Here is a 25,208-nt window from a genome sequence, read left to right on the forward strand (position 1 = left end):
ATATGAATGTTAAGTTTAGAAAAGCGAGATTCTACTTTAAAGTCCAAGATACCTTATATTCTTTGCTTAGAAGATTTTGCTTTGGAAGTCATTATAGGGATTTTGCCAAATGAGCGTAAAGATAAGCAAAAAATCCTAGTGAATGCAGAGTTTCTTTGTATGGGGAATCTCAAATTTGCCTTAACACAAACTAACGCATTAAAAAATATAGAATCGCAAGATTTTTTGGATTATCGGATTTTAAAAGAATTTATCAAAGATGCTTTTGAATGCGAGTTTGGATTATTAGAAGAGGCGCAAAGTTATTTTTATCAGCAGATTCCTTTGCGCTTTCCGCAAATCAAGGAATTTTGGATTAAAATTACGAAATTAGAAATCTTTAATGATTGTAAAGTTTCAATAAAAATTAATTATCAAAATTAAATAAAGGATTATGAAATGGAATTAAAAATTAACGATAATGCCCCGCTTTTTAGTCTGCCTAATCAAGACAATGCAGAGATTGCTTTACAGGATTTTCAAGGGAGTTGGGTTGTGGTATATTTCTATCCCAAAGATAAAACACCCGGCTGCACAATGGAGGCGTGTGATTTTCGCGACAGGTTAGAATCTTTTAATGCTTCCAATGCTATCGTGCTTGGAATCAGCCCAGATAGTGTAAAAACACATCAAAGTTTTATTGCAAAAGAATCTTTAAATTTTACCTTGCTTAGTGATGTTCAAAAATCTGTGCTTAAGAGTTATGGAGCTTGGGGGTTAAAAAAACTCTATGGTAAAGAATATGAGGGAGTGATTCGCTCCACTTTTTTGATTGATCCGTGGGGCAAAATCGCTTATATATGGAAAAATGTCAAAGTTAAAGGGCATATTGCCGAAGTTTTGGCTAAACTAGAAGAGTTGCAAGATTGAAAGAGATTAAAAATATTTTCACTATATCTTAATTGATTTTTTGTTGCAATAACTTTTAGAATCTTTAAACTGCAAAAGCTGCAAAAGATTCGTGATTGGAGGCAAGGATAGCACACAAGCCACTATTATGGCAATTTAATATGTAAAAAAGTCAATTAGCACTCGTGAGACATAATAGTGATATGGGTAAGCACGGCGATACTGGCAGGAGTGAGTTTGATGTGCTAGATTCTATTAAGTGTAGAGATTTAGACGCGGAAGTATTGGGTCTAGCACTTGGATTCGTATTTTGCGTGAGGGAAGTTATCTAGAGTTAGAGAATTTTTACACCACTGCGGACTATTGTCATTGTAATTTTAGTGTGCTTCCAAGTTTAGATTCTAACACTTATGAGGTATTTTCTCAAATGTTGTTATCCCAAAATAATAAGCTAGACAATCCTATTATTGCTAAAATGATGCAGATGGAGGGACTTAATCGTTGGATTAGAGTAGGAGAAAGAATTAAGTGGTTGAAGTGCTTTATGCTACATAAAAGAGCAAAATTTGTTAGCAATCTATATCTTAGATTCTAATGCAACATTATGGATTGCTTCGGTTTTAAAGAATCTTTTAGGCAAAAATTTAAGACATTGTTTCTCTTATGGAATCTTAAAGCCCAAAATCATAAAATACGCTTTTAATTTTTAAGGATAAACCAATGTCTAAAGCTGTGATGATTGTATCTGCAGTTATTTTTACTGCGCTTATTGTCGCTTCAAACTATCTTGTGCAATTTCCACTTAATGACTTTTTTACCTTTGGCGCATTGACTTATCCTTTTACTTTCTTGCTTGCAGATATTTTAGCTGAAAAATATAGCAAGAAAGAAGTGTTAAAAGTCGTTCGTATTGGCATTATTTGTGCCTTTATTCCTTCTTTGTTTCTAAGTGAATTTAGAATCGCACTTGCAAGCATTAGCGCGTTTTTTGTTTCTCAACAACTAGATGTTTATGCGTTTTATTGGATTAAATCCAAGTTTCCTAAAGTTTGGTGGCTTAGAAGTGCAGGTAGCACAGCATTTTCTCAAGCCTTAGATACGATGATATTTTTTCACATTGCGTTTTTATTTATCCTGCCTTGGAATGCGATTTTAATGTTGATATTAGGGGATTATTTGATGAAATTTATTTTTGCTTTTGCCAATACACCTTTATTTTATCTTTTTGGGATTAAAATGCAGAGATTTTTAGGAGTTTTCGCGCGATGAAAAAGCAGAAAGTCGTGTTTTTTGATAGGGACGGCGTAGTCAATCTTGAGGATTCGCCTTATGGTTACAAAATAGAGGAATTTTATTTTGCCCCGCATTTTATGGAGCTATTTTTAGGGCTTAAAAGACAAGATGCACTTTGTTTTGTGGTTACAAATCAATCGGGGATTGGTCGTGGAATCTTCACGCAAAAAGACTTTGAAAATTTAAGTGCATTTATGCAAAACTGCATTCACTCCTGCCTTACGATTCCTTTGCGAGTAGATGGTTTTATGCCCAAAAACATTGGTTTTGATGGCGTTTATTTTTGTCCGCATACTAAAGAGGAGCAATGTGATTGTCGCAAACCGAAATCTACTATGTTAGAATCTGCTATTAAAGAATTTGGTTTGAATTTGCAAGAATGCGATTCTTATATTTTGGGAGATAAGGAAACTGATATGCAAGCGGGGTTGAAAGTGGGCGTGCAAACACGTATTTTAATAGGTGTAGAGGACGCTCCAAGCGCGACGCATAGGGTTGAAAATTTAAAAGAAGCAGGGAAAATTTTGCTCTAATATATTTTGCTTAGCGTTCTTGTAGGATTTTACTTGTGGAATCGTGGCAATCTCCAATTCCTTTTTTGGCAAGTTGAAATCTTTTTTGCAAGTTTAGGATTCTAAGAGGCAGGGTAAGCAATCTCCCTTTGCCCTTGTTGTAGGCTTTGATTGCCTCTTTGCCTATTTCTATGGCAAGGTTGTAGTCGCCTTGCGGAATCTCTCGTGAAGATTGATTGCTATCCAATCTTTTTATCGTCCAATAGCTTAAAATAGGAATTAAGAAATAAAGCCCAAGACGCGCAAATTTTAATAAAAGGAATCCCAAAGCTGCTTGAAAAGTCTTTGCTTGACTGGCGGATTTCTTAAGTTGCATAAGTTCGTCTGTGAAAATAAGGTGTCTTTTGCGCAATATCCCACCAAGTTTTGCCTAGAAATTTACCCTTAGTATCCACATAGATTTTATCGTCTTTCCAAGGTTTGTGGTCTAAGTAGTAATGCACGATTTTGGGATTCTTTAAGGCATTGTTTAGTTGGTTGCGTGTGTAGGAGATATTGAATCTCCCTCCCTCCTCTTTGGTTTTTGCATTGACAAAATAATAGACTAAAACATTCCAACATAAAGGCAGAATCTTGACTTTGTCCTTTAAAATATAATTTAAAATGCTTTGGTCGTGTTCCTTGAAATGATAGGAATCCATAGAGTGCAAGATTTGCGATTCTATCTCTTGCGCGCGCCATTTTTGCACATCTATGAGGAGCAAGCCAGAGTTAAAGTATCCTCGGGAGAGATTCAAAGGTGGGTGGGGATTCGCCTTTGGCATTAAAAGACGATTTGCTTTGTAATCTAGCACTACACCACAGACTTTATCCTCTAAATCAATAGCAAAAATCTCGCGCAAATCCCCTAGAACAATTATATCCACATCTAAATAAAGCACTTTTTGCGCGCTAAAATCTAAAAACCTTGCAAAGAGAAGCCGATAAAAGCAAAGATAATTTTCATTGAGTTTTGGGAGATTGTTTTCTCTGAACTCCGCGTCATCACACAAATGAATCGTGATTTCTAAAGGGTAGATTATAGAGAGTTTGGATTGAAGTTTGAGGAGTTTTTCTTGTGTGGATTTTGAGAAAAAATCACTTAAAATATGGAAGTGGTAAGGCTTGTTTTGCCCCCCCCCCCATTAATTGATTCGTATTTTGGATAATGCTTGTAATAAGAACAGCGGTAAAAGGCACATAGTCTTCTGTGGCGGTTAAAAGGATTGGATAATTTTGCATTATTTAAACTCCCAATTTTGCGCTTTTTGCAAAATTTTTTCTGCCCCTTGTCGTAAGAACTCTTGCGCCATTTGCATACCTACACGCTCACAATCTCCAAGAGTTTTTACCTGCACTTTTAGGCATTCACGCAAAATCTTTGTGCCATCAGGCAAGCCCAAAATGGAGCGCACTTTTAAGATTCCATTTTCTAAGGCTGCATTCACTCCAATAGGCACTTGACAGCCCCCATTCAATGTGCGCACAAATGCGCGCTCGCAGGTTGTTTCAAAGGCGGCTTTGGAATCGTTTAAAAATTGCAAGAGCGATTCTGCTTCGCTTCCCTTTTTACATTCTACACCCAATGCGGCTTGTCCCATAGCCGGAATCATAAAATCTAGCGGGAGAATGTATGGCACTTCTTTGTGGATTCCAAGCCGATTTACTCCCGCTTGCGCAAGGATAATTGCGTCAAAATCTCCCTCTTGAAGCTTTTTCAGTCTTGTTTGCACATTTCCGCGCAAACTTTGAGTTTCTAAATCCGCCCTTAAGGCACTAAGTTGCATTACACGCCGAAGCGAAGTTGTCCCTACACGCGCGCCAAATGGGAGTGCATCAATGCTAGGATATTTGAAGCTTAGAAAGCTATCCCGCACATCTTCTCGCTTCGTGATTGCTGCTAGACCCAAGCCTTCTACAAAATCTACCGGCACATCTTTTAAGCTATGCACCGCCAAATCAATTTCGCCTTTTAGGAGAAATTCTTCTAATTCTTTGGTAAAAAGCCCTTTGCCACCGATTTTAGCTAAAGGTACATCTAGGATTTTATCTCCTTTGGTTTTGACGATTTTTATTTCTACTTTTATCTCTTTGTATTGTGCTTCTAGGCGGTCTTTGATATGATTTGCTTGCCAAAGTGCTAACACACTTCCACGTGTCCCAATAATGAGTTGTCGCATTATTTCTCCTTACTTTTCTATGACTTCTACATCAATGATTTCACTATTTTGAGGCTTGTTGCTTGTATCAAAGGGTGTAGGATTAGAAGAGGATTTTTTTATAAAGGGTTTGATGGCTAGGAATCCAAGCGCACTAAACTGCATTAAGATTCCTAAAATATCGGTGAATCCAAAGGGCAAAATTAATAGAATTGCTCCAAGGATTCTAAAGATATTAGAACCTACAAAGGCTTCATAGCTAATCTCTCGCTCTCTAAGACGCTCAAGCGCATCGCCTAGAAAAAAGCGGTAATTTACTAGAATAAAAAATCCTAAAAGTGCGCTTATAATAATCTCTAGCACAAAACCTAAAACACCAATGAAATCAATTATTTTATAAGTAATAAAAACTTCCAAAAACAAATAAATCAAGCCTAAAATTAATCGCATTGGAAAGCCTCAAGAAGTTTGGAAATGAGTGCGTCAAAGTCTTGAATATTTAAGCAAACTTTTTCTAAATTCTCGCGTTTTATGAGTTCTATCTCACCTTTTTCTAATCCTTTGCCTACTACGATTCCAAAGGGCAATCCTATCAATTCAAAATCGGCTATTTTTGCTCCATATCGCTCGGCTCTGTCATCTAATAGGCATTCAATGCCTACATTTTGCAAGGTTTCATAGAGTTTGAAACTCATTTGCATTTGGGATTCCTCTTTGATATTAGAAACGATGATATGAACGCAAAAAGGCGCACTAGCTCGTGTCCAAATCATTCCACGCTCATCGTGATGTTGCTCTATGATTGCACTTAAAAGCCGTGAGATTCCGATTCCATAACAACCCATAATAAAGGGCTTTGCCTTGCCCTCCTCATCTAAAAATGTCGCTTCCATTGCACTGGAATATTTCGTGCCAAGTTGGAAAATATGTCCCGCTTCAATCCCTTTTGTAAAGTAGAGTTTGCCTTTTCTGCAAACAGGGCAGAAATCCCCCTCTTTGACTTCTACCAAATCCTTAAACTCCAATCCCTCAAAAGTGCTTAAATCTACGCCGACAAAGTGATAATTCGTTTCATTTGCTCCACAGATGAGATTGTTGGCGTTTTCTAGTTCTTTATCAAAATAGATATAAGGGCTAGAAGTGAGATTACGTAAGGCAAAAGGTCCGATGAATCCTTGCGCAAGCCCTGCGCTTTTTAAGTCTTTTTCGCTTGCTTCTACAAGTTCGTTTGCACCTGCAATGGCGTTTAGGGCTTTGGTTTCGTTTAAATTATCACTTCCACGCAAGAAAAAATACACCAATGCACTTTTTCCGCCATCAAAGAGTGCTTTTTTTACCACTGTCTTGAGCATCCAAAAAGGTTCTACCTTGAAAAACTTGCTTAAAGATTCTATGGTTTGCACCTTTGGAGTGTGGAATTTGGCAAACGAAGCGACAGGAGCTTCTGTGTTTGGAAGTTTTTTAACGCGCGTGGCTGCTTCTATGTTTGCCCCATATTGACAACTATCACACACACAAATCGTGTCCTCTCCGCTCTTTGCAAGCACCATAAATTCTTTACTTCCACTCCCACCAATCGCTCCGCTGTCCGCAAGGACGGCGCGGAAGTCCAAGCCTAAACGCGTAAAGATTCTACTATAAGTGGTTTCCATAAGGTCAAATTCGTGTTTTAAATCCTCATAGCTTGAATGGAAGCTATAACCATCTTTCATAATAAATTCTCGTGCGCGCATAAGCCCAAAGCGCGGACGAATCTCATCGCGGAATTTGAGGTTGATTTGGTAGAGGTGAATTGGAAGTTGTTTGTAGCTTTTAATATTTGCCTTGACTAGCTCTGTAACCACCTCTTCGTGTGTTGGTCCTAACACAAAGTCATTGTCTTTTCTATCTTTGAAGCGCAACAGCTCTTTCCCATATCTTTCCAATCGTCCGCTTTTTTGCCATAGAGTTGAAGGAGTAACAAAGCCAAGTGAGACTTCATTTGCTCCTGCATTGTCCATTTCTTCTTTGACAATTTGGCGCACTTTGTCCAAAACGCGTTTGCCAAGTGGTAAAAAGTTATAGATTCCACTACCAATTTGTTGGATAAATCCACCACGCATCAAATATTCGTGGCTTTTTAAAACAATATCTTTAGGAGTTTCTTTAAAAGTAGGGAGAAATAATTTTGAAAATTGCATAATTTTCCTTTGATTAAGGTAGAGTTTTATCTTGTGCGTATTCGCATTTGTAGGATTCTAGCATTTTATCTTGTGTTTCTTGTTCAAATAAGAATCGCAGGGATTCCACTACGCTATCGCCCTTGGGTGTGTTAGCAATGGTTTTTAGATTAATCGTTAAATCGTGTAAAAAGGCATTAAAGGCGTTGTGTAAAGTCTTTTCAATGTTTTTTTCATAATCCTTTGGTAAATAACCTTTTGTGATTCCTTTGCTTAATTCTTTTAGTGCAACGTCTTTAGCAAGGGCGCGGATTGTTTTGATAAGTGGTTCTACATTCAGGCTTTGTTGCCAGCTAAAAAACTCTTGTGTAGAGCGTCCCACGATTCCATAGGCTATTTTTGCTTGTTCTTCACGCAAGGCTAAATTTTTGCGCACAATATCTTCTAAGTCATCTACGGCGTAAATTTGGATTTCATTAAATTTTTCCATAATTTCACATTCAATATCTCTTGGCACAGCCAAATCAAACCAATAGCGATTCCAATCTCTCGCTTCTATCATATCGCAAGTGATAATCGTATGGGGTGCGCCTGTGGCACTAAAGATGAGGGGAATTCCATTGATATGGAGGCTAAGGTCTTTGAAGCTCTCTGCACGAATCTTAGCGCTTGGGTGCGAAGAGAGAATCTCATCACAAATTTTTTGGGCATTTTGGATTTCACGATTAATGATTAAAACTTCGCAATTTGCATTAATTAAATGCTTTGCACAAAGGCTACTCATCTCTCCTGCTCCGATGACAAGTGCAAAGCAGTCTTTTAAATCCCCTAGAATTTCTTTTGCTTTAGCCACAGCAGTGCTTGCTACGGAAACAGAATTTTGTGAAATACTTGTAGAGTTACGCACACTTGCTGCACAACGAAAGGCAAAATGAATTGCACGGGAAAGATATAAGCCGCAACAGCCTAATTCATAAGAAAACTTAAAGGCACTCTTTAATTGACCTGAAATCTGTGTTTCTCCTACGACTAAACTATCTAGTGAGCTTGCCACACTAAAGAGATGATGAATCGCACTTAAGTTTTCATAGCTATCCGCACGAGTTTGTAGCTCATTGATTGGGACTTTGGAGTAGTTGCTTAGTTTATCTAGTAAAAATTCTTCCGCCTTTTCTGAATTTTGGACATTTAGTATAAATTCAATGCGGTTACAAGTAGAAAGAATGACCGCTTCGTCTATGAATTTGTTGCCAACTAAATCTTGCAAAAACTCTTTGGTTGCAGGATTCTTTATATCCAAGCTTAAGGATTCGCGCATAGTAATATCAGTATTTTTATGCGAATAGCTTAAAATGTAGTAATCCATTGGTTTCCTTAAAAGTCGCGTTCAATCATTTCGCGCATAATTTGTATAAGTTTATCACAAGATTGATTAGCAATCGCTTCAATACCTTTGTTGCCCAAGTGTTTTGCCAAAGTAATGCTTTTAGTAATTGCGCCTTTTGCTTGCAATTTTTCTAAAATCCAATCTTGTTCTTGTGTTTGCAAGTCTTGCTTAAACGCATTTTTTAAACGCATTTTGTCGCTATCGTTTAATTCATTATATAAATAAATATAGGGTAGGGTAGTTTTGCCCTCTTCAAAGTCGCTTAAAGTAGGCTTTCCCAAAGTTTTGGAATCAGAAATAATGTCTAGCACATCATCAATGATTTGAAATGCCATTCCAAGATTGCGACCATAGAGTCGGAATCCTTGCGCTTCCTCTATGCTTTTTCCTGCCAGAAATGCCGCAGAGTATGCTGTGGCTTCAATTAAAATAGCTGTTTTGTGTTCTATCATTTTGAGATATTTAGTCTCATCAGGATTAAAGCTTTTTGCTAATTCTACATCTTCTATTTCACCGATTGCAAGGGTTGTTACTGCATTGGCTACAATGCGTGGAATCATCGGATATTTTTCTTGCAAAGTGGTAAGCTCACAAAAGGCTTTGGAATAAAAAATGTCGCCTAGCATAATAGAGTTTTTATCACCAAAAAGCGCATTAATAGAGGGTTTAGAGCGCCTTGTAAGTGCATTGTCAATTACATCATCGTGTAAGAGCGAAGCCGTTTGAATCATCTCAATAATGGCACAAAGCAAAATACACTCTTCGCTTTCACCTGCAATGTGAAGTGCAAGTTTAGAGCGGAGCATTTTACCTTGTTGCAAATGCGCACTCAAGCTTAACACAAGCGGGGATTCTAACTCTTTTAAAAAATCTTGGATTCTTGTTTCAATGTGCGCTAAAGCCTCCATTTGGCACTTTCCTTTCATTAATGATATTAAAATCTCTATTTCCTTGAAACAGATAATATTTCAAAGTTGCAATTTTTTTGGTGCGGTGATAATCCTTGAAGCATAACATAAAAAAGGGTTCTTCGCTATAGTATTTTTGCTCTGGTTTGAGCAGAGGGATTTTATAGCATCTGCGTTGATAGTCTTGGTAAAGAATAAATTGATGAGGGAACGAATCGTAATTTAGATGCATTACCAAGCCCTCATTCTTTAACAATGTCCAACGAAAAAACAATGTTTTAACCGATTCTCTTGCTTGTAGGGTTAAAAGATAAAATTCATCTTTGTTTAGTTCAAGGAACTTTTCTGCTTTCCATACTGGTGGGGCAAATAAGTTTGAGATACCTAGAATTGCGCTTAAGAATGCAGATAAACTAAAGCATAAAAACATTTTCATTTAAGATTCCATTTGGGCATTTAGTGTAATACCGCATTATGTCTATTCATTTTGCGTTAAGATATTTCCCATAGATTCAATAGCAATGTTTTGTGTCCGATGATGAATCTCTTCTGTTGATTCCTCGCTACGGGTTAAATAAGCCAATTCTTCTTCCCACATTTCGCCCAAACGCTTTTCAAGTAGAATCTCCATTGCTGCTTGTCGTTCTAGTAAGCGCGTAAGCTCTTGTGCGCTTAAACCTTGTGAGGCATTAAAGATAATTTCAATCCATTTTTCTTGTGGCAAACCTTCTAAAATATGTTCCATAGGTATTCCTTTATGATTTTAGTCTTGCAAGCACAGCATTTTGATGTGCATCTAGTCCCTCTATATGTGCTATGATTCCACACTCTTGTCCCATTTGCATAATTCCTTTTTTGGAAAAAGCAATAATGGAGCTTTTTTTCATAAAATGCTCTGTGGAGAGGGGTGAGAAAAACTTTGCACTTCCACCTGTTGGCAGGGTGTGATTAGGTCCTGCGATATAATCTCCAATGGGTTCAGGAGTGTTTTCACCAATAAAAATTGCTCCAGCGTGTTTAATTTCTGATAGAATCTCTAAAGGATTTTGAACGAGCAATTCTAAATGTTCGGGTGCAATTTGATTCATCAAGGCAATGCCTTCTTGAATGTTTTGCACCACGATGATTGCTCCGCGCTTATTGATAGATTTTGTCGTGATTTCTTTGCGTGGCAAAGTAGCTAAAAATTCTTCAATCTTTTGTGCGACTCGCTTTGCTAAACTTTCACTTGTGGTAATAAGAATGGAACTTGCCATTTCATCGTGTTCTGCTTGAGAGAGCAAATCCCAAGCAAGATAATCCGCCCTTGTTGCTTCGCCATCATTTAAGATTCCAATCTCACTAGGTCCTGCAATCATATCAATATTTACTTCTCCAAACACAAGTTTTTTAGCGGTGGCGACATAAATATTTCCCGGTCCTGTAATCACATCTACCTTTTTAATATGATTTTCCACACCAAAGGCAAGTGCGCCAATGGCACTTGCACCACCGATTTTATAGGCTTCTTTAATGCCACAAAGGTGCATAGCTGCAAGTAATAAAGGATTGGGTTCATTGTGTGGAGTGGGTGTGCAAACCACGATTTCTTGCACTCCTGCAACAAGTGCCGGAATCGCATTCATTAAAAGTGAGCTAGGATAAGCTGCTTTGCCACCGGGAATATACAATCCCGCCCTATCCATAGGCGTAACTTTTTGTCCTAAAATATTGCCATTTTCTTCAAAGTCTAACCAAGTTTTGGGCTTTTGTTTGGAATGAAACGCATAAATGCGTTCAAAAGCTAGTTGTAAGGAATCTTTTAAAGAAGTTTCTAGGGTTTCATAGGCATTTTGCATTTGTTCTTGTGTGATTTGTAAATCCGAAAAGCGAGTCGGATTCCAACTATCAAATTGTGCCACTTGCGCTATAATCGCATTTTGTCCTTGATTTTTAATTGCGTTTAATAGTTCTTTAACGCATTCTACAACGCTTTGTATATCCATAGCACCGCGTTTTAGTATTTTTTCAAATTGAATATTAAAATCCAAATCCTTGCTGTTAAACAAAGCAATCATTTTTGAAAACTCCTTGCAATTTTTAAGAGTTTGGCATTTTAGCTTTTATATATTTAATTTTATTTTAATTGCGTCTTATGCTTGCTTAAAGGTTCTTTTTTGCTTGTTTTTTCTTTAGATTGATGTAAAGAAGTCGCTTTAGGCTAAATTTGTATAAAAGTTTGTTAAAATTAGTAATCAATTTTTAAAGGCATAGAATGCAAGATTCCAAATTGCGAACGATTTTAAAAGAATCCAAAGTTATTGCAGTGCTTGGGCTTTCTCCAGAGCAAACTAAACCAAGTCATAAAGTCGCACGATTTCTACAAGAAAAAGGCTATAAGATTCTACCTATTTATCCTAAAGGAGGTGAGATTTTAGGTGAGTGTGCTTATACTAGCATTAAAGAAGTCTTTGAAGCACAAAATAAAGTAGGGTTGCAAATAGATATTTTGAATGTTTTTCGCAAAAGTGAAGCTTTGCTAGAGGTTGCGCGTGAAGTGTTGGAGTTGGCAAATCCTCCTAAGTGTGTTTGGGTACAATTAGGATTGCAAAATGCGCAGGCGCGTAAAATGCTAGAGAATACAAAGATAATGTATGTTGAAAATTTATGTATCAAACTTGAATATGAAAGGTTATTTGTATGATTCCACTTGCTAAAATTATGGACGCTAAGGCACGATTAGAGGGAATTGTGCAACATACGAAGTTAGCCTTTGCTCCTAAGCTTAGCCAAATTTGTGGAGCAAAAGTGTATGTCAAGCAAGAAAACTTACAAAATACAGGCTCTTTTAAGTTGCGCGGTGCTTTTAATAAAATTTCTTCGTTAAGCAAGGAAGAGCGTGCCTGTGGTGTGATTGCTTCAAGTGCAGGGAATCACGCACAAGGGGTTGCGTATAGCGCAAAACATTATGGAATCAAGGGCGTGATTGTAATGCCAGAGGCGACGCCTTTGCTCAAAGTAATGGGAGTAAAAGAGCTTGGCGCAGAGGCGATTTTAAAAGGTAACAATTATGATGAGGCTTATGCTTATGCGTTGGAATACGCAAAAAAACATCATTTGCAATTTATTCACCCTTTTGCTGACGAAGAAGTGATTGCAGGACAAGGCACGGTGGCATTAGAAATGATTGAGGCACAAAGTCATCTCACAAGTATTGTCGTGCCCATTGGAGGTGGAGGGTTAATTGCTGGAATTGCAGCGGCTTATAAGCAAATGTTACCAAGTGTGCGCATTGTTGGAGTTGTCGCAGAGGGTGCGCCCGGAATGTATTATTCTTATCACAAAAAAGAAATCCAAAGCACGGATTCTGTGCGCACAATTGCTGATGGAATCGCCGTGCGTGATGTGAATACTAAGAATTTTGAATATATTTTGGAATCCGTAGATGAAGTTGTAATGGTAGATGATGAAGAAATTGCAAATGCGGTGCTTTATTTACTAGAAAACCAAAAGTTGGTTGTAGAAGGCGCAGGGGCTAGTGTAGTTGCAGCCGTATTACATCATAAGTTTGCTCTGCAAAAGGACGAATCTCTGGGGCTTGTGTTAAGCGGAGGGAATATTGATGTAACAATGCTTGGAAACATCATTGAGCGTGGGCTTGTGCGCTCACATCGCAAAATGCAAATTTCTGTAACCTTGATAGACAAGCCCGGAAGTTTGCAAAAATTAAGTGATTTACTTTCAACTCTTGGTGCAAACATTGTCAAGATTGACTTTGATAGGACTTCTACTTCTCTTGCTTTTGGTGATGCAAACATTGTCATTATGCTTGAAACAAAAGGCAAAGAACACCAAGAATCCATAAGGGCGCAATTAAAAAGTCAAGACTATGTTTTTGTAGAAATTTAAGGAATCTTGCAATCAAAATGGAACAAACGCGCAACTATTTTTGGCTTTTTGCTTTGTTTTGCTTAAGCTGTTGCGCACTTTTGTGGCTATCTAGCACGCTTAGTATCAGCTATGATGAGGCACAGGATTTTTTTAATCCACACGATTTTGGGGGATTTGTTAGCTACTTTAGTGTGCGTCTTTTTGGGCAGAATGATTGGGGTTTGCGCCTACCTTTTTTGTTATTGCATCTTTGGAATGCTTTATTAATGTTTTATTTTGCAAAAGGTTTTTTAAAGCGTCCTAGTGATGCGTTATTTTGTGCATTATTATTTCTCTTGCTTCCGGGGACAAACGCAGCTGCACTTTTGGTTTCTAATAGCGGAATCATTATTTTTTTGACGCTTGTTTTGTGTGTTTGGGTGCAAAAGAACGGAACGATTCCTTATGTGCTACTTTTTGTAATGGCATTTGTGGATAAAAGTTTTGCGTTGGTATTTGTTGCATTAATTTTTTATGGAATTGAACGTAAAGAAACTCCTTTGATTTTCTCTTCTCTTGGTTTATTTGCATTAAATATGTATTTTTTTGGATTAGGGATTGGCGGACACCCAAGCGGATATTTTTTGGATAGTAACGGGCATTTGCTCCTTATTTTTTCTCCTCTTTTGTTTTTGTATTTTTTATATACAATTTATCGTTACTTTAATCAAAATAAAAGACCCTTAGTTTGGTATATTGCTAGCACTGCTTTGGGGTTTATTTGGCTACTTTCTTTACGCCAACGCGTGCAGACAGAATCTTTTGCCCCCTTGCTCATTGTCGCAATCCCTTTAATGGCAAACCTTTATTTTTCTGGATTGCGTGTGCGTTTGCCACAATTTCGTGTGCGCTATACGATTCCATTTTTAGTAGCTTTTTTGGTTTTGCTTGTTTTGAATGGAATGTTATTTTTATCTAAACCGCTTTTTGTGTTTTTTCCTAATGCAAAGGAACATTTCGCTTCTCGGCATTTTGTCGCAAAAGAACTTGCACAAGAGCTGAAATCTCAAGGAATCAAAAGTGTGAAAACAGAAAATAAAATGCAGAAACGTTTGGAGTTTTATGGAATTGCCAAAGGTGGATTAATGCTTTCAGAAAATCCTAAGCAAAATGCTTTAAGAATCCCTATTCGTTACTATGATAAAGTCATCACAACTTTTTATGTCTATTAAATGCCTTAAAAAAGCCTTTAGCATATTAGAGGTTTTGCTTGTGATTGGAATATTGGGTGCATTGTTGGCGTTGGGTTATGCTTGGTTTCCAGATTCTAAATTATCTCTAGCACAAAATCAAATTATTGCACATCTCAATTACACGCGATTTTTAAGTTTAAGTAGTGTGAAACAAATCACACAAAGTGCATTTTGTCAAAGCGATAATTGTGTAGCAGAAAGGGAGCGATGGACAGAATCTTTTTGGAGATTGCAATTCTCTAAACTTCAAGATATTGGTTATGCGTATTATATTTATAGTGATTCTGCACGTTCTGCTAGCACAAAGCATTTTGATGACCGCCCTAGAGATGCGCAAGAAATTGCACGCGACCCTTTAGATGGTAAATATCTAAATAGCTATAATTATGATAATTCTAAGTTTGCTAACGCTTTAAGAGCAGGGGATTTGGCAATTACTAAACGTTATGGAATCGTATCTGTTTCTATGAGTGGGGGTTGTGGAGAGAGTGAGGGCGGAAGAATCTTATTTAATGAGTTAGGATTCTTACGTTGCAAAAGACCTTATGAGCAAGTGATTGTTCCTAATGGAATGGTGCGTTTAGAACTGCAAGGTAGCAGTGGGAAAAGTGTTGGAATTTGTGTTTTAGAAAGTGGAATCGTTAAAAAATGCTGAAAATTTTTTCAAATTGTGTTACAATTTAAATTATTTTTTAAGGCACATAGCTTGAAAGCCATTGATAAGCAAAATCTAGCAAAAAAGCATTTTGGACAAAACTTTTTACAAGACGAGAGTGTGCTAGAGGCGATTATCCAATCCATTCCCAAGATGAACCAAGAAATAGAACGAATAGAAATTGGGGCTGGCTTAGGTGATCTAACAAATAAGCTATTAAGCTTAGGTCATATCACTGCTTATGAGGTTGATGAGGATTTGATTCCTCATTTAAAAAAACGTTTTCAAGTGGCACTAGATTGTGGGCAATTGTGCCTTGAGGCAAGCGATGTGCTAGAAAGTTGGAGGGGAATTAGTTTGCGAGAAAAATCTTATTTTCTCATTTCTAATTTGCCTTACTATATCGCGACTTTACTAGTGCTAAAAGCTATCAAGGACCCGCTATCTAAAGGTTGTGTCGTGATGACACAAAAAGAAGTTGCGCAGAAATTTTGCGCACAATGTGGAGAAAGTGATTTTAGCGCATTAAGCATACTAACACAAAGTGTGGGAGAGGCAACGTTGCTTTTTGATGTGCCACCTAGCGCCTTTGTGCCACCACCTAAAGTTACTTCTTCGGTGTTTTTGCTTCAAAAGGTAGCAAATCCGCCAAGTTTTAAGGATTTAGAACATTTAGAATCTCTCTTAAAAGTCGCCTTTAGTGCGCCTAGAAAAACGATTCTAAATAATCTAAGCAAAAACTATCCAAAACAAGTGATTATAGATGCTTTAGAATCCTTAGCAATCGCCCCTAGTAAACGACCTCACGAGATTGATACGCCAAATTATCACCGACTTTTGAAAATTTTATAAAAGGCGGAAGTTATGGAAGACAATAAAACAAATGAAAATCCAAATCGGATAGAAAATACAAAAAGAAATCAAGAAAATCATCAAACAAACAGGAGAGAAAAAGGAGAAGCTAGAGAGAATCGTGAGCCAAATAAACACCGATTTAGAGCTAGAAAAACAGAGGAGACAGGTGAGATAGAAAAGCCAAGAAACTCAAGAGTGCAGAATCGCAATCGCTATAATCCACGTTTTAAGAAGCAAGAGAATGGACAAAATAATTCAAATGGTGAAGCAAGAGAAAATCACACAAGACATAATAAAAACTATGGTAACAAAGAAATCAATGAGTCTAATTTGGAGTTACGCAAAGCAGTAGAACTCAATGCAAAAATCCACGAAAGCGCCCTTACATTACACTCTCAAGTTGAGGTGAATCCAAATGGCAAAGTGCGTATTACTCCTTTGGGTGGTTTAGGAGAGATTGGTGGCAATATGACTGTGATTGAAACGCAAAATTCTGCAATCCTCATTGATGCAGGAATGAGCTTTCCAGACGATAGTCTGCACGGAGTGGATATTTTAGTGCCGGATTTTAGCTATCTTGAGGTGATTAAAGACAAGATTGTAGGGATTATCATTACCCACGCGCACGAAGACCATATCGGCGCAATGCCCTATCTTTTTAAAAAATACCAATTCCCAATTTATGGCACATCTTTGCCTTTAGGGTTAATTGGCTCTAAGTTTGATGAACACGGATTAAAAAGATTTCGCTCTTTATTTCGCGCAGTAGAGAAACGCAAGCCCATTCAAATAGGGGAATTTGAGATTGAATGGATACATATCACACATTCTATCGTAGATTCTAGCGCATTGGCAATTAAAACAGAAGCGGGATTGATTTTTCACACAGGGGATTTTAAGATTGATCATACGCCTATTGATGGTTTTCCAACAGACTTAAACAGAATCGCATATTATGGTGAGCAAGGAGTGCTGCTACTGCTTAGTGATTCTACTAATTCACATAAAAATGGTTATACTCCAAGTGAGGCGAGTGTGGGACCTGCGTTTGATTTGCTTTTCTCTCGCGCAAAAGGACGCGTGATTATGAGTACCTTTAGCTCTAATATCCATCGTGTTTATCAAGCAATTAATCACGGGCTTAAATATGGCAGAAAAGTTGCTGTTATTGGGCGTTCAATGGAAAAAAATTTGGAGATTGCAAGGACTTTGGGTTATATTGATTTACCACAGAATATTTTCATAGAAGCACACGAAGTAGCAAAGTATGCCGATGAAGAAGTGTTGATTGTAACCACAGGTTCGCAAGGTGAGACAATGAGTGCTTTGTATAGAATGGCAACTGATGAACATCGCCACGTTAAAATCAAACCAAGTGATACAATTATCTTGTCTGCTAAAGCAATTCCGGGCAATGAAGGTTCAGTGTCTAATATCTTAAATTTCTTAAATAAAGCAGGCGCTAAAGTCTATTATCAAGACTTTAGTGAGATTCACACAAGCGGACACGCAGCACAAGAGGAGCAAAAGCTTATGTTGCGTCTTGTGAAGCCGAAATTCTTTTTGCCTGTGCATGGGGAATATAATCACATCTTAAAGCACAAAGAAACGGCTATTAGTTGCGGGGTAGATGAACGCAACATTTACTTAATGGAAGATGGAGACCAAATAGAGGTTGCACATAATTATTTGCGTAAAGTGCGAAGTGTTAAAACAGGAAAAACTTATATTGACAATCAAATCAATTCTACGATTGCCAATGATGTGATTTTGGATAGGCAAAATTTAGCAGAAAATGGAATTCTTATCGTGTATTTAGAGCTAAATAAAGCCAAAAATTCACTTATTTCCAAACCGCGCATTCAAAGTATGGGGATTATTGCAAATAAGGATACAATGGCATTCAATAAAGAGATTGAAGAGTTTTGCAATCTTTTTGTAAAAAATTGTAAAAAAGAATTATATAATAGTCAAAAGGGTATGGAGAATGAAATCAGGAATGCGTTGAGAAAAATAATGTTTAAAAAACTTAAAAAGTATCCAACGATTTTACCTATCGTGAATTTAAGATAGTGAATTATAAAAAGGTTTAGAATTTAGGAAAATAAATCTAAGCCTTTTTAGAAATAAATTTATTATTCTTCTAAAACACAAATTTGCCTTTGTTTAATTGCAAGTAAAGTGCGAAGAGCTACTATGCAGACCAATATGCTACTTAATACAATGCCTAAGATTCCAAAAAATGCGTAAAATAAAGAGCCTCCCAAAGCATAAAGTTCCAATGCACAAAGTGTAAAAGCTGTGGTTGGAAAGGTAAAAGCCCACCAAGAAAGTGCAAATTTTAGTTGTCTAAAGACTTTTAAAAGACTTATCATTAAAAACATAAAGAATAAGGCAACACTAAAACTTGCACTTGCGATTCCATATAAAGTAGAAATATCCGTGAATTTTTCAAACAGAACCAATATATCTAATGCAAAAATGCTAGGAGGGGCAATAAAAATGAACAAAGTGGGTAAGAATTTTTGTGGTAAGTTTTCTCCAAAAACTAAGCGGATAAGAAGTGTTGCATTAAGTAGAATCCAAAAAAAGCTTCCCATTCCAAAATAAAAGATCAAAATCTCAAAGGGAATCCACCCGCTTTCGTTTTGTAAATTAAGATTTGCTCCTGCAAGTGGCACGATGAGGTTGCCAACAATAGGGATAAACCAAGCAGGATTCGCCATTTTTTGTTGCATTTCATTAATAAACCAAAATCGCACGACATAAAGGCTAAAGATTAGTTGTAAAAATGCCCCGATATAAAATAGAGCAAATGCAAACCATAGAGGAATCCAAGTTAGGCGTAAAAGTAACATCAAGATAATTAAAAGAGACACGGAAATAGCAGCAAAGAAATTAATGCGCACAGGGTGTTTTAGTTCTTTTAAAAATGCAGGATAATATAAAAGTATCTTTGCTAAATAAAGTAGAGTAATTCCACAAAAAAGTATAACGCTAAGAATGCTCAACACATTAGAAAACCATAGTAGGTTTGTTTCTAGTTCAAAAGTTTTTAGTGTTTTGCTTACTACAAGTGCAAGTCCTCCCAAACCCATAATGGCTGCAAAAAACATAATAGGAAAATGTAAAAGCCAATTTTCCTTATCTGTCGTTATGTCGGGTTTTTGCGATGTTTCTTGATTTGGAGTTGTCATTTTGAGCCTTATTAAATGAATGAGAAAGTATATTCTAAAAGCAACAAGGAATAATGTGATAAAGTTACAGAATCTTTGAAGAATTTTGCTCTAATGAATGTAAATAGAGGGTTGCATAAAAAGTTTTGCATTAACCATTTGAAAGTTAATGCAAACTAATTTTTAGTAGAGGTCAAAATATTTTTGAATTTCTTTTGGATTGTTTGTTTTTGTCAAAGCTAACATCAAAAGAACTCTGGCTTTTTGTGGATTAAGATTGTTTGCACTAATGAATCCTTGTTGAACTTCTTCCTCACTAAGTGGCACTAATCCAGAACCCACGCGTGAGCTTTTTGCTACTACAAGCTTTTTTTGTGCTAAAAGTTCAATGAGATAGCTTTTTTGATTTTGATGAATGCTTCCTGCGCCACTTCCTGCAACAACTAATCCTTTTGTTCCAGCATTTAAAAATGCTTCTACCGCTACTTTTGAGCCATCATTAGAATAAGTATAAATAATATCTACTCTAGGCAATTCTTTCAAACCTTTAACATTAAAAGGGGAATCTTTTGTGTGAGGTTTGATGCTAAGAGAATTAAAAAATACCTTTCCATCTACAATATAACCGATTTCTCCACTATTTAGCGCTTTAAAGGTTTCTACATTTAAAGTATGAGTTTTGCTCACTTCGCGCGCACTATAAATTTTATCATTAATAGCTACCATTACGCCTTTGTTTCTAGCATTTTTGTCTCCAGCAAGACTCACAGCATTATAGAGATTTTTGGGTCCATCTGCACTAATAGCAGTTGCAGGTCTCATTGCTCCTGTTAAAACAACGGGTTTATTGCTTTTAACCACAAGATTCAAAAAGTAGGCGGTCTCTTCCATCGTGTCTGTCCCGTGCGTAATAACGATTCCATCTACATTTGAATTTGATAAAAGAGAATTAACTTTGTTTGCAAGTGTTAGCCAAACTTGGTCGGTCATATTAGAACTATCAATGTTTGCAACTTGTTCGCCACTGATATTTGCAATATTTTTTAATTCTGGCACGGCATTAATTAACACTTCAATTCCTAAGCTCCCAGCTTTATAGCCTGTGGTTGCAAGGTCGCTTTTTGCTTCTCCAGCAATCGTGCCACCTGTTGCTAAAATGACAATATTTGGTTTGGCGAATGCCATCATACTTGCTCCTAGCATAAGCAAAACTCCAAAAAACAACTTTCTCATTTTTACTCCTTTTTAGAATTAAAAATTCTTGAGAATTATATCAAAATTATTTTATTATTTGGTTCTAATCTTAAAAGTATTGCAAAAGTGCATCAGTTGGTTTTCATTGGATTTTCAAAATCTTTAGAGAATCCAAAAGGCGAAGTAGAAGTCATTACAAATAAACTGGGAAAGGAAATTGCTAAAGTGCTTCGCTTTGGTGCGGAATGTTCCAATACTTTGCACGAAAAATATTAATATTTACGATTTAAGAGCAATTTTACATTACTCTTAATTTGGCGATTTCATCTCGTAATCGCGCCGCTTCTTCAAATTCTAGTTTTTTGGCTGCTTCGTGCATTTGATGGCTTAGTTCTTTGACAAGTTTTTCACGCTCTGTTTTGGGCATTTTCTCTTTTTTAGCTTTTTCATAAAGGATTCCTAAATCTTGGTTTTTTAAATCTTCATCAAGTTTTCTTGAAACACTATGTGGCGTGATGTTATGCGCTTTGTTATAGGATTCTTGCTTGTTTCTGCGATAATCTGTAATCTCCATAGCTTTTTGCATTGAGGGGGTAATTTTGTTGGCAAAAAGCAACACACGTCCATTAACATTTCTAGCCGCACGTCCCATTGTCTGAATCAAACTTGTCTCACTTCGTAAAAATCCCTCTTTATCTGCGTCTAAAATTGCTACTAAAGAAACTTCTGGCAAATCTAATCCTTCGCGAAGTAAATTGATTCCGACTAAAATATCAAACTCTCCTGCCCTTAAAGCACGGATAATTTGGTTGCGTTCAATTGCATCAATATCGCTGTGCATATAGCGCACCTTTAATCCTAAATCATTGTAATATTTTGTTAGCTCTTCCGCCATTTTTTTGGTAAGTGCAGTTACAAGCACACGCTCGCCTTTGGCAATCACTTCTCTTGCTCTATCATAGAGAATTTCTACTTGTCTATCTACCTCTAGCACTTCATAAATAGGGTCTAATAATCCCGTGGGTCTAATCAGTTGTTCTGCTATGTGTGCGCCACTTAAATTGAGCTCTTTTTGTGCAGGGGTTGCAGAAACAAACAAAAAATGTGGGGCTTTATGGATAAATTCCTCGTATTTTAAAGGACGATTGTCTAGTGCGCTAGGTAAGCGGAATCCATATTCTACTAGCACTTCTTTGCGGCTTCTATCTCCCGCATACATTCCGCCAAATTGAGGCAAACTCACGTGGCTTTCATCTACAATGAGCAAATAAGGTTTGTTTTTTTGCTCAAAATAATCTAATAGAGAATAAGGTGTTTCTCCGGGCTGTTTGCCTGTTAAGTGTCTCGCATAGTTTTCAATGCCTTTGCAAATTCCAGTAGCACTCATCATCTCTAAATCAAACTCTGTCCGAGATTTTAAACGTTCATATTCTACCATTTTACCGAGTGATTTGAATAAGGTTAGTCGGCTTGCAAGCTCTTCTTCAATGCTTTTAATAGCATTCTTAAGCCTTTCTTCTCCTACGATAAACGGATTGGCTGCGTAAAGGACGAAAGAATTTAGTTTTTTTAGTAATTTTTTATCCACAGAATCCAAAAGGCTAATAGATTCTAACTCATCACCAAAAAACTCTAAACGCAAAATTTCTTCCTCACTATAAGCGGGATATATGTCTATCACTTCGCCATTGACGCGAAAATCTCCCCTATCAAAGAAATTGTCATTTCGCTTATATCCCATTTCAACGAGACGCAGTAAAAGGGATTTTTGATGATATTGTTTGTCTTGTTCAAACTTTTCAATCATTTCTAAATATTCTCGTGGATTTCCTAAGCCATAGTTTGCAGAAACAGAAGCGACTACAATGCTATCATCATAGGCTAAAAGGGAAGTCGTAGCAGAAAGACGCAGACGCTCTAATTCTTCATTAATGCTAGAATCTTTTTCAATGAACAAATCTTGACGTGGAATATAAGCTTCTGGTTGATAATAATCAAAATGAGAGATAAAATATTCTACGTGATTTTTAGGAAAGAAACCTTTAAATTCGCTATAAAGTTGCGCTGCTAGAGTTTTATTGTGCGTCATAATCAAGGCAGGAATTTGTAGGGATTCTATAATGTGAGCCATAGAAAAGGTTTTGCCACTACCTGTTACACCAATGAGTGTTTGATATTGACTGCCTTTGCGTATCAATTCGCTTAGAATTTTAATTGCTTCTGGTTGGTCGCCAGAGGGTTTAAAAGGAGAGTGTAGTTTGAACATATTTAAGCCTAAAGCAAAATTAAAAGTGGAATTTTCGCATAAGATTCCTTAGAAATCTTGCGTTTTTGAATGAATTTGCTTAAAATAATGCTAAAATTAAAAGCTTAATATTTTTAATTTGATAGAGGAAATGATTGATGGAAGAAGCAAAAAATCTCTCAAGCAAACTCTTAGAAAGCATTGATATGCTAATAGATGAATTGCAAAAACAACGCGATGAAAATCAATCTTTGCGTCAGCAAATCGTGCTATTAAAAGCCGAGAATGAAGCCAAAAATAGTGAAATTAGTTCGCTTTATGATGAAATTGGCACAAAAGAACGTGAATTAGAAAACGTGCTTAGTAAAATTCAAAATGTTCTTGGTCGCTAATGAGTGATATTTTTCGCGTCTGCATTATGGGACGCTACTATGATATTCCAACAAGTGAGATTTCGACGGCGACATTAGAAAGTTTAAAGTCTTTAGCAGATGAGTCTAACAATATCAATCCTCGCGACCTCTTGCGCACATTTTTAGAATATTCTGAAATTAACAATGTGCTAAAAACTACAATTTTAGAAGCTAATTTAAAAATGAACTCCAATCCCATAGAGTTTAACAATCCCCAAGAAATAAAAGAGGCGAAAGAAAATATAGAATCTCCAAGCAATAATGGAGAATACACGCAACTATCGCGATGCAATGATGTTTCAACTCAAGTGAAATCCAATTAATTTTGTATCATTCTCCCCCATTTTATTATCAAATTGCTGTTTTAAAACACAAAGCGCCATTATTGACTTATCAGAGTGAGCAAGTCTTAAATATTGGTGAATTAGTAGAGATTCCACTCAAGGCAAAGTGTGTGCAAGGTGTGGTGTTAAAAGAGTGTGAAGCGCCGAAGTTTGTTTGTGAAAAATCTGTGCTTTTAGGATTTCAATTTTCTTCCTTACAATCTCAAATTGCAAAATTTATTGCAAGTTATTATTGCACTTCTTATTCGCTTAGTTTTGGTCTTTTTACCCCTTTTGCCAAAGGATTTGTAAAAGAATTTCAAAAACTACATTTTACACTCAATCCTTTGAATATCCAACAACAACAAGCCTTAGATTTTATCAACGCAAGGCAAGATTCTTTACTCTTTGGTGATACAGGAAGTGGGAAAACGGAAATTTATATTCATTTACTAAGCCAAACTTTAAACAAGGGCAAAAACGCGCTTTTTTTGATGCCAGAAATTTCCTTAACTCCACAAATGGAAAAACGTTTAAAAGCAGTCTTTGGTGAATGTCTTGCGTTTTGGCATTCTAAGGTTACAAGTAAAGCTAAACAACAAATTTTACAAGATTTAAAAGAAGGAAAAGTGAGAATCCTAGCAGGAGCGCGCTCCGCTTTCTTTTTGCCTCTTGCGAGTTTAGATTTAATCATTATTGATGAAGAACACGATGACGCATATAAATCAAATTCTGCTCCCCGCTATCACACGCGTGATGTTGCTTTGTATCTTGCAAAAAAGGCAAAAATAAAAATCGTGCTAGGTAGCGCAACTCCTCTAGCAACGACTTATTTGCGTGCTAAAAAGCAAAATGCAATTTTTCGCTTAAAAGGCACATACTTTCAGACACAAAAAAGCTATCTTTTTTGCTCCAGTAATGATATATTGGATTCTAGTGCGTTGAATGAATTGAGGCAAAACTATAATGAGCGCAAACAAGCCATTGTCTTTTTGCCTACACGCGCAAACTTTAAACATTTACTTTGTTCTCAATGTGGTTCTAGTATAGAATGCCCAAATTGCAGTGTATCCTTAAGTCTGCATAAAAAAGATTCAAGTTTAAAGTGCCATTATTGCCATTTTGCCCAAGCAATTCCAAATTATTGCCCTCAATGTGGGGGTGTGTTGCAAAGTTTGCGTATGGGGACACAAGAGTTTGCAGGATATTTGAAAGAATCTTTGCCCACAAGTCATATTGTTTGTTTTGACCGTGATTCCATTACCACACAACGCAAACTTAAAAGCATATTAGAAGAATTTAATCGGCAAAAAATTGATATTTTGGTCGGCACACAAATGCTCTCCAAAGGACACGATTATCATAATGTGAATTTAAGCGTAATTTTAGGTTTGGATTATCTTTTAAAAGGGAGTGATTATAAAGCAAGAGAAAAGACATTATCCTTGATGTTTCAACTCTCTGGCAGAAGTGGGCGCAAAGAAAATGGTAGAGTGTTTGTGCAAACTCTACACCAAGAATTTTTTACGAAGTTTTTAGGAGATTATGGGGAGTTTTTGGAAGAAGAATTAGCAATGCGGAAGCATTTGTATCCCCCATTTGTGCGCTTAGCTTTAGTGCATTTTGCGCATAAAAATGAGGAGAAAGCACAAGAGTTATTACAAGAGGCTTTAAAGATTGTAAAGATACAAATCAATACGGAATCTCTAGTCGTAGAAATTGTTGGGAGTGGAATCGCTCCGATTCCACGAATCGCAAACAAATGGCGTTATATGATAATGTTGCGTTCTAAAAGCTCAAAAAGCCTGCATTTGGCATTGCTTCCCTTACGTTCTTTTGCGTGTGAAATAGATATAGACCCAATAGAGTTTCTATGAATCTCTCCTTGGTTTTGGTAATA

Annotated in this window: 30 protein-coding genes; 16 read left to right on the forward strand and 14 right to left on the reverse strand. The window is 36.7% G+C overall.

Features of this window, described 5'->3' with window-relative positions:
• Window positions 1–6 precede the first annotated feature (6 nt).
• The 6 genes from Q0Y61_RS03895 (at window position 7) to Q0Y61_RS03920 (ending at window position 2,714) form a co-directional block, all read left to right on the forward strand.
• Complete coding sequence (locus Q0Y61_RS03895) at window positions 7–423, forward strand: dihydroneopterin aldolase (protein ID WP_297811669.1); 417 nt, start codon at window positions 7–9, stop codon at window positions 421–423.
• Window positions 424–438: 15 nt separating this feature from the next.
• A complete protein-coding gene (gene bcp, locus Q0Y61_RS03900) occupies window positions 439–909 on the forward strand; it encodes a thioredoxin-dependent thiol peroxidase (RefSeq protein ID WP_297811672.1) in 471 nt (156 codons plus the stop codon).
• Between the two features lie 164 nt (window positions 910–1,073).
• Window positions 1,074–1,220 carry a hypothetical protein gene (locus Q0Y61_RS03905; protein WP_297811676.1) on the forward strand — a complete coding sequence of 49 codons (147 nt, stop codon included), beginning with the start codon at window positions 1,074–1,076 and terminating at the stop codon, window positions 1,218–1,220.
• A 234-nt stretch (window positions 1,221–1,454) separates the two neighbouring features.
• Complete coding sequence (locus tag Q0Y61_RS03910; RefSeq protein ID WP_297811679.1) at window positions 1,455–1,598, forward strand: hypothetical protein; 144 nt, start codon at window positions 1,455–1,457, stop codon at window positions 1,596–1,598.
• Between the two features lie 10 nt (window positions 1,599–1,608).
• Window positions 1,609–2,157 (forward strand): queuosine precursor transporter, encoded by a 549-nt coding sequence (locus Q0Y61_RS03915; protein WP_297811682.1) that lies wholly within the window; start codon window positions 1,609–1,611, stop codon window positions 2,155–2,157.
• Window positions 2,154–2,714, forward strand: a complete 561-nt coding sequence (locus Q0Y61_RS03920) for an HAD-IIIA family hydrolase (RefSeq protein ID WP_297811685.1) — start codon at window positions 2,154–2,156, stop codon at window positions 2,712–2,714. Before Q0Y61_RS03915 ends, Q0Y61_RS03920 begins: the two co-directional genes overlap by 4 nt.
• Before the next feature lie 10 nt (window positions 2,715–2,724).
• On the opposite strand, the gene Q0Y61_RS03925 is transcribed toward Q0Y61_RS03920, so the two are convergent.
• From Q0Y61_RS03925 to hisD, 11 genes are read right to left on the reverse strand one after another with little or no spacing between them, the layout of a single operon-like run.
• Window positions 2,725–3,069 carry a hypothetical protein gene (locus Q0Y61_RS03925; protein WP_297811689.1) on the reverse strand — a complete coding sequence of 115 codons (345 nt, stop codon included), beginning with the start codon at window positions 3,067–3,069 and terminating at the stop codon, window positions 2,725–2,727.
• Window positions 3,059–3,841 (reverse strand): glycosyltransferase family 8 protein, encoded by a 783-nt coding sequence (locus tag Q0Y61_RS03930; protein ID WP_297811882.1) that lies wholly within the window; start codon window positions 3,839–3,841, stop codon window positions 3,059–3,061. Before Q0Y61_RS03930 ends, Q0Y61_RS03925 begins: the two co-directional genes overlap by 11 nt.
• Window positions 3,831–3,974 carry a hypothetical protein gene (locus Q0Y61_RS03935; protein ID WP_297811692.1) on the reverse strand — a complete coding sequence of 48 codons (144 nt, stop codon included), beginning with the start codon at window positions 3,972–3,974 and terminating at the stop codon, window positions 3,831–3,833. The genes Q0Y61_RS03930 and Q0Y61_RS03935 overlap by 11 nt, the downstream gene beginning before the upstream one ends.
• Entirely contained in the window at window positions 3,974–4,912 is a 939-nt protein-coding gene (gene hemC, locus Q0Y61_RS03940) for a hydroxymethylbilane synthase (RefSeq protein WP_297811695.1), read from the reverse strand. Before hemC ends, Q0Y61_RS03935 begins: the two co-directional genes overlap by 1 nt.
• Before the next feature lie 9 nt (window positions 4,913–4,921).
• Entirely contained in the window at window positions 4,922–5,341 is a 420-nt protein-coding gene (locus Q0Y61_RS03945) for an FxsA family protein (RefSeq protein ID WP_297811698.1), read from the reverse strand.
• Window positions 5,332–7,071, reverse strand: a complete 1,740-nt coding sequence (locus Q0Y61_RS03950; RefSeq protein WP_297811702.1) for a proline--tRNA ligase — start codon at window positions 7,069–7,071, stop codon at window positions 5,332–5,334. The genes Q0Y61_RS03945 and Q0Y61_RS03950 overlap by 10 nt, the downstream gene beginning before the upstream one ends.
• A 13-nt stretch (window positions 7,072–7,084) precedes the next feature.
• Window positions 7,085–8,416, reverse strand: coding sequence for a glutamyl-tRNA reductase (gene hemA, locus Q0Y61_RS03955; RefSeq protein ID WP_297811706.1), 1,332 nt, complete (start codon window positions 8,414–8,416; stop codon window positions 7,085–7,087).
• Window positions 8,417–8,424: 8 nt separating this feature from the next.
• Window positions 8,425–9,345, reverse strand: coding sequence for a polyprenyl synthetase family protein (locus Q0Y61_RS03960; RefSeq protein WP_297811709.1), 921 nt, complete (start codon window positions 9,343–9,345; stop codon window positions 8,425–8,427).
• Window positions 9,323–9,781: a hypothetical protein gene (locus Q0Y61_RS03965; RefSeq protein WP_297811712.1), complete on the reverse strand. Its 459-nt coding sequence runs from the start codon at window positions 9,779–9,781 to the stop codon at window positions 9,323–9,325. The genes Q0Y61_RS03960 and Q0Y61_RS03965 overlap by 23 nt, the downstream gene beginning before the upstream one ends.
• Before the next feature lie 42 nt (window positions 9,782–9,823).
• Window positions 9,824–10,090, reverse strand: a complete 267-nt coding sequence (locus tag Q0Y61_RS03970; RefSeq protein ID WP_297811716.1) for a DUF2018 family protein — start codon at window positions 10,088–10,090, stop codon at window positions 9,824–9,826.
• 10 nt (window positions 10,091–10,100) lie between these two features.
• On the reverse strand, window positions 10,101–11,402 hold the full coding sequence (gene hisD / locus Q0Y61_RS03975; protein ID WP_297811719.1) for a histidinol dehydrogenase: 1,302 nt from the start codon (window positions 11,400–11,402) through the stop codon (window positions 10,101–10,103).
• A 197-nt stretch (window positions 11,403–11,599) separates the two neighbouring features.
• Between hisD and Q0Y61_RS03980 the strand changes: the two genes are divergently transcribed.
• The 6 genes from Q0Y61_RS03980 to Q0Y61_RS04005 are packed head-to-tail and all read left to right on the forward strand — an operon-like array spanning window position 11,600 to window position 18,030.
• Window positions 11,600–12,028, forward strand: coding sequence for a CoA-binding protein (locus Q0Y61_RS03980; RefSeq protein WP_297811723.1), 429 nt, complete (start codon window positions 11,600–11,602; stop codon window positions 12,026–12,028).
• Complete coding sequence (gene ilvA, locus Q0Y61_RS03985) at window positions 12,025–13,233, forward strand: threonine ammonia-lyase (protein WP_297811726.1); 1,209 nt, start codon at window positions 12,025–12,027, stop codon at window positions 13,231–13,233. Before Q0Y61_RS03980 ends, ilvA begins: the two co-directional genes overlap by 4 nt.
• Before the next feature lie 17 nt (window positions 13,234–13,250).
• The gene (locus Q0Y61_RS03990; RefSeq protein WP_297811728.1) at window positions 13,251–14,426 is read left to right on the forward strand and encodes a hypothetical protein; all 1,176 of its coding nucleotides are present in this window, start codon (window positions 13,251–13,253) and stop codon (window positions 14,424–14,426) included.
• A 40-nt stretch (window positions 14,427–14,466) separates the two neighbouring features.
• On the forward strand, window positions 14,467–15,102 hold the full coding sequence (locus Q0Y61_RS03995) for a prepilin-type cleavage/methylation domain-containing protein (RefSeq protein ID WP_297811732.1): 636 nt from the start codon (window positions 14,467–14,469) through the stop codon (window positions 15,100–15,102).
• 51 nt (window positions 15,103–15,153) lie between these two features.
• Window positions 15,154–15,954, forward strand: coding sequence for a 16S rRNA (adenine(1518)-N(6)/adenine(1519)-N(6))-dimethyltransferase RsmA (rsmA, locus tag Q0Y61_RS04000; RefSeq protein WP_297811735.1), 801 nt, complete (start codon window positions 15,154–15,156; stop codon window positions 15,952–15,954).
• 12 nt (window positions 15,955–15,966) lie between these two features.
• Window positions 15,967–18,030: a ribonuclease J gene (locus Q0Y61_RS04005; RefSeq protein WP_297811738.1), complete on the forward strand. Its 2,064-nt coding sequence runs from the start codon at window positions 15,967–15,969 to the stop codon at window positions 18,028–18,030.
• Between the two features lie 62 nt (window positions 18,031–18,092).
• Here the strand turns inward: Q0Y61_RS04005 and Q0Y61_RS04010 are convergent, their stop codons facing one another.
• Window positions 18,093–19,154: an SLAC1 anion channel family protein gene (locus tag Q0Y61_RS04010; protein ID WP_297811743.1), complete on the reverse strand. Its 1,062-nt coding sequence runs from the start codon at window positions 19,152–19,154 to the stop codon at window positions 18,093–18,095.
• 162 nt (window positions 19,155–19,316) lie between these two features.
• Entirely contained in the window at window positions 19,317–20,366 is a 1,050-nt protein-coding gene (locus Q0Y61_RS04015) for a type II asparaginase (protein ID WP_297811746.1), read from the reverse strand.
• A gap of 87 nt (window positions 20,367–20,453) precedes the next feature.
• Here Q0Y61_RS04015 and Q0Y61_RS04020 point away from each other — a divergent pair, with 87 nt between their 5' ends.
• Window positions 20,454–20,603 carry a hypothetical protein gene (locus Q0Y61_RS04020; protein ID WP_297811750.1) on the forward strand — a complete coding sequence of 50 codons (150 nt, stop codon included), beginning with the start codon at window positions 20,454–20,456 and terminating at the stop codon, window positions 20,601–20,603.
• A gap of 22 nt (window positions 20,604–20,625) precedes the next feature.
• Here the strand turns inward: Q0Y61_RS04020 and uvrB are convergent, their stop codons facing one another.
• The gene (uvrB, locus tag Q0Y61_RS04025) at window positions 20,626–22,593 is read right to left on the reverse strand and encodes an excinuclease ABC subunit UvrB (protein WP_297811753.1); all 1,968 of its coding nucleotides are present in this window, start codon (window positions 22,591–22,593) and stop codon (window positions 20,626–20,628) included.
• A 137-nt stretch (window positions 22,594–22,730) separates the two neighbouring features.
• On the opposite strand from uvrB, the gene Q0Y61_RS04030 reads away from it, so the two are divergent.
• The 3 genes from Q0Y61_RS04030 to Q0Y61_RS04040 are packed head-to-tail and all read left to right on the forward strand — an operon-like array spanning window position 22,731 to window position 25,185.
• Window positions 22,731–22,964 (forward strand): hypothetical protein, encoded by a 234-nt coding sequence (locus Q0Y61_RS04030; protein ID WP_297811756.1) that lies wholly within the window; start codon window positions 22,731–22,733, stop codon window positions 22,962–22,964.
• Window positions 22,964–23,308 carry a hypothetical protein gene (locus tag Q0Y61_RS04035; protein WP_297811759.1) on the forward strand — a complete coding sequence of 115 codons (345 nt, stop codon included), beginning with the start codon at window positions 22,964–22,966 and terminating at the stop codon, window positions 23,306–23,308. Before Q0Y61_RS04030 ends, Q0Y61_RS04035 begins: the two co-directional genes overlap by 1 nt.
• A 2-nt stretch (window positions 23,309–23,310) precedes the next feature.
• The gene (locus tag Q0Y61_RS04040; RefSeq protein ID WP_297811762.1) at window positions 23,311–25,185 is read left to right on the forward strand and encodes a primosomal protein N'; all 1,875 of its coding nucleotides are present in this window, start codon (window positions 23,311–23,313) and stop codon (window positions 25,183–25,185) included.
• Window positions 25,186–25,208 lie beyond the last annotated feature (23 nt).

The sequence above is a fragment of the uncultured Helicobacter sp. genome (genome assembly GCF_947367035.1).
Lineage (GTDB): Bacteria > Campylobacterota > Campylobacteria > Campylobacterales > Helicobacteraceae > Helicobacter_D.

What these genes read in the sequence shown, in the direction of transcription:
- Q0Y61_RS03895 (WP_297811669.1), top strand. Translation starts at nt 7, where the DNA reads ATGTTAAGTTTAGAAAAGCGAGATTCTACTTTAAAGTCCAAGATACCT.
- bcp (WP_297811672.1), top strand. Translation starts at nt 439, where the DNA reads ATGGAATTAAAAATTAACGATAATGCCCCGCTTTTTAGTCTGCCTAAT.
- Q0Y61_RS03915 (WP_297811682.1), top strand. Translation starts at nt 1,609, where the DNA reads ATGTCTAAAGCTGTGATGATTGTATCTGCAGTTATTTTTACTGCGCTT.
- Q0Y61_RS03920 (WP_297811685.1), top strand. Translation starts at nt 2,154, where the DNA reads ATGAAAAAGCAGAAAGTCGTGTTTTTTGATAGGGACGGCGTAGTCAAT.
- Q0Y61_RS03925 (WP_297811689.1), bottom strand. Translation starts at nt 3,069, where the DNA reads ATGCAACTTAAGAAATCCGCCAGTCAAGCAAAGACTTTTCAAGCAGCT.
- Q0Y61_RS03935 (WP_297811692.1), bottom strand. Translation starts at nt 3,974, where the DNA reads ATGCAAAATTATCCAATCCTTTTAACCGCCACAGAAGACTATGTGCCT.
- hemC (WP_297811695.1), bottom strand. Translation starts at nt 4,912, where the DNA reads ATGCGACAACTCATTATTGGGACACGTGGAAGTGTGTTAGCACTTTGG.
- Q0Y61_RS03945 (WP_297811698.1), bottom strand. Translation starts at nt 5,341, where the DNA reads ATGCGATTAATTTTAGGCTTGATTTATTTGTTTTTGGAAGTTTTTATT.
- Q0Y61_RS03950 (WP_297811702.1), bottom strand. Translation starts at nt 7,071, where the DNA reads ATGCAATTTTCAAAATTATTTCTCCCTACTTTTAAAGAAACTCCTAAA.
- hemA (WP_297811706.1), bottom strand. Translation starts at nt 8,416, where the DNA reads ATGGATTACTACATTTTAAGCTATTCGCATAAAAATACTGATATTACT.
- Q0Y61_RS03960 (WP_297811709.1), bottom strand. Translation starts at nt 9,345, where the DNA reads ATGGAGGCTTTAGCGCACATTGAAACAAGAATCCAAGATTTTTTAAAA.
- Q0Y61_RS03965 (WP_297811712.1), bottom strand. Translation starts at nt 9,781, where the DNA reads ATGAAAATGTTTTTATGCTTTAGTTTATCTGCATTCTTAAGCGCAATT.
- Q0Y61_RS03970 (WP_297811716.1), bottom strand. Translation starts at nt 10,090, where the DNA reads ATGGAACATATTTTAGAAGGTTTGCCACAAGAAAAATGGATTGAAATT.
- hisD (WP_297811719.1), bottom strand. Translation starts at nt 11,402, where the DNA reads ATGATTGCTTTGTTTAACAGCAAGGATTTGGATTTTAATATTCAATTT.
- Q0Y61_RS03980 (WP_297811723.1), top strand. Translation starts at nt 11,600, where the DNA reads ATGCAAGATTCCAAATTGCGAACGATTTTAAAAGAATCCAAAGTTATT.
- ilvA (WP_297811726.1), top strand. Translation starts at nt 12,025, where the DNA reads ATGATTCCACTTGCTAAAATTATGGACGCTAAGGCACGATTAGAGGGA.
- Q0Y61_RS03990 (WP_297811728.1), top strand. Translation starts at nt 13,251, where the DNA reads ATGGAACAAACGCGCAACTATTTTTGGCTTTTTGCTTTGTTTTGCTTA.
- Q0Y61_RS04005 (WP_297811738.1), top strand. Translation starts at nt 15,967, where the DNA reads ATGGAAGACAATAAAACAAATGAAAATCCAAATCGGATAGAAAATACA.
- Q0Y61_RS04010 (WP_297811743.1), bottom strand. Translation starts at nt 19,154, where the DNA reads ATGACAACTCCAAATCAAGAAACATCGCAAAAACCCGACATAACGACA.
- Q0Y61_RS04015 (WP_297811746.1), bottom strand. Translation starts at nt 20,366, where the DNA reads ATGAGAAAGTTGTTTTTTGGAGTTTTGCTTATGCTAGGAGCAAGTATG.
- uvrB (WP_297811753.1), bottom strand. Translation starts at nt 22,593, where the DNA reads ATGTTCAAACTACACTCTCCTTTTAAACCCTCTGGCGACCAACCAGAA.
- Q0Y61_RS04030 (WP_297811756.1), top strand. Translation starts at nt 22,731, where the DNA reads ATGGAAGAAGCAAAAAATCTCTCAAGCAAACTCTTAGAAAGCATTGAT.
- Q0Y61_RS04035 (WP_297811759.1), top strand. Translation starts at nt 22,964, where the DNA reads ATGAGTGATATTTTTCGCGTCTGCATTATGGGACGCTACTATGATATT.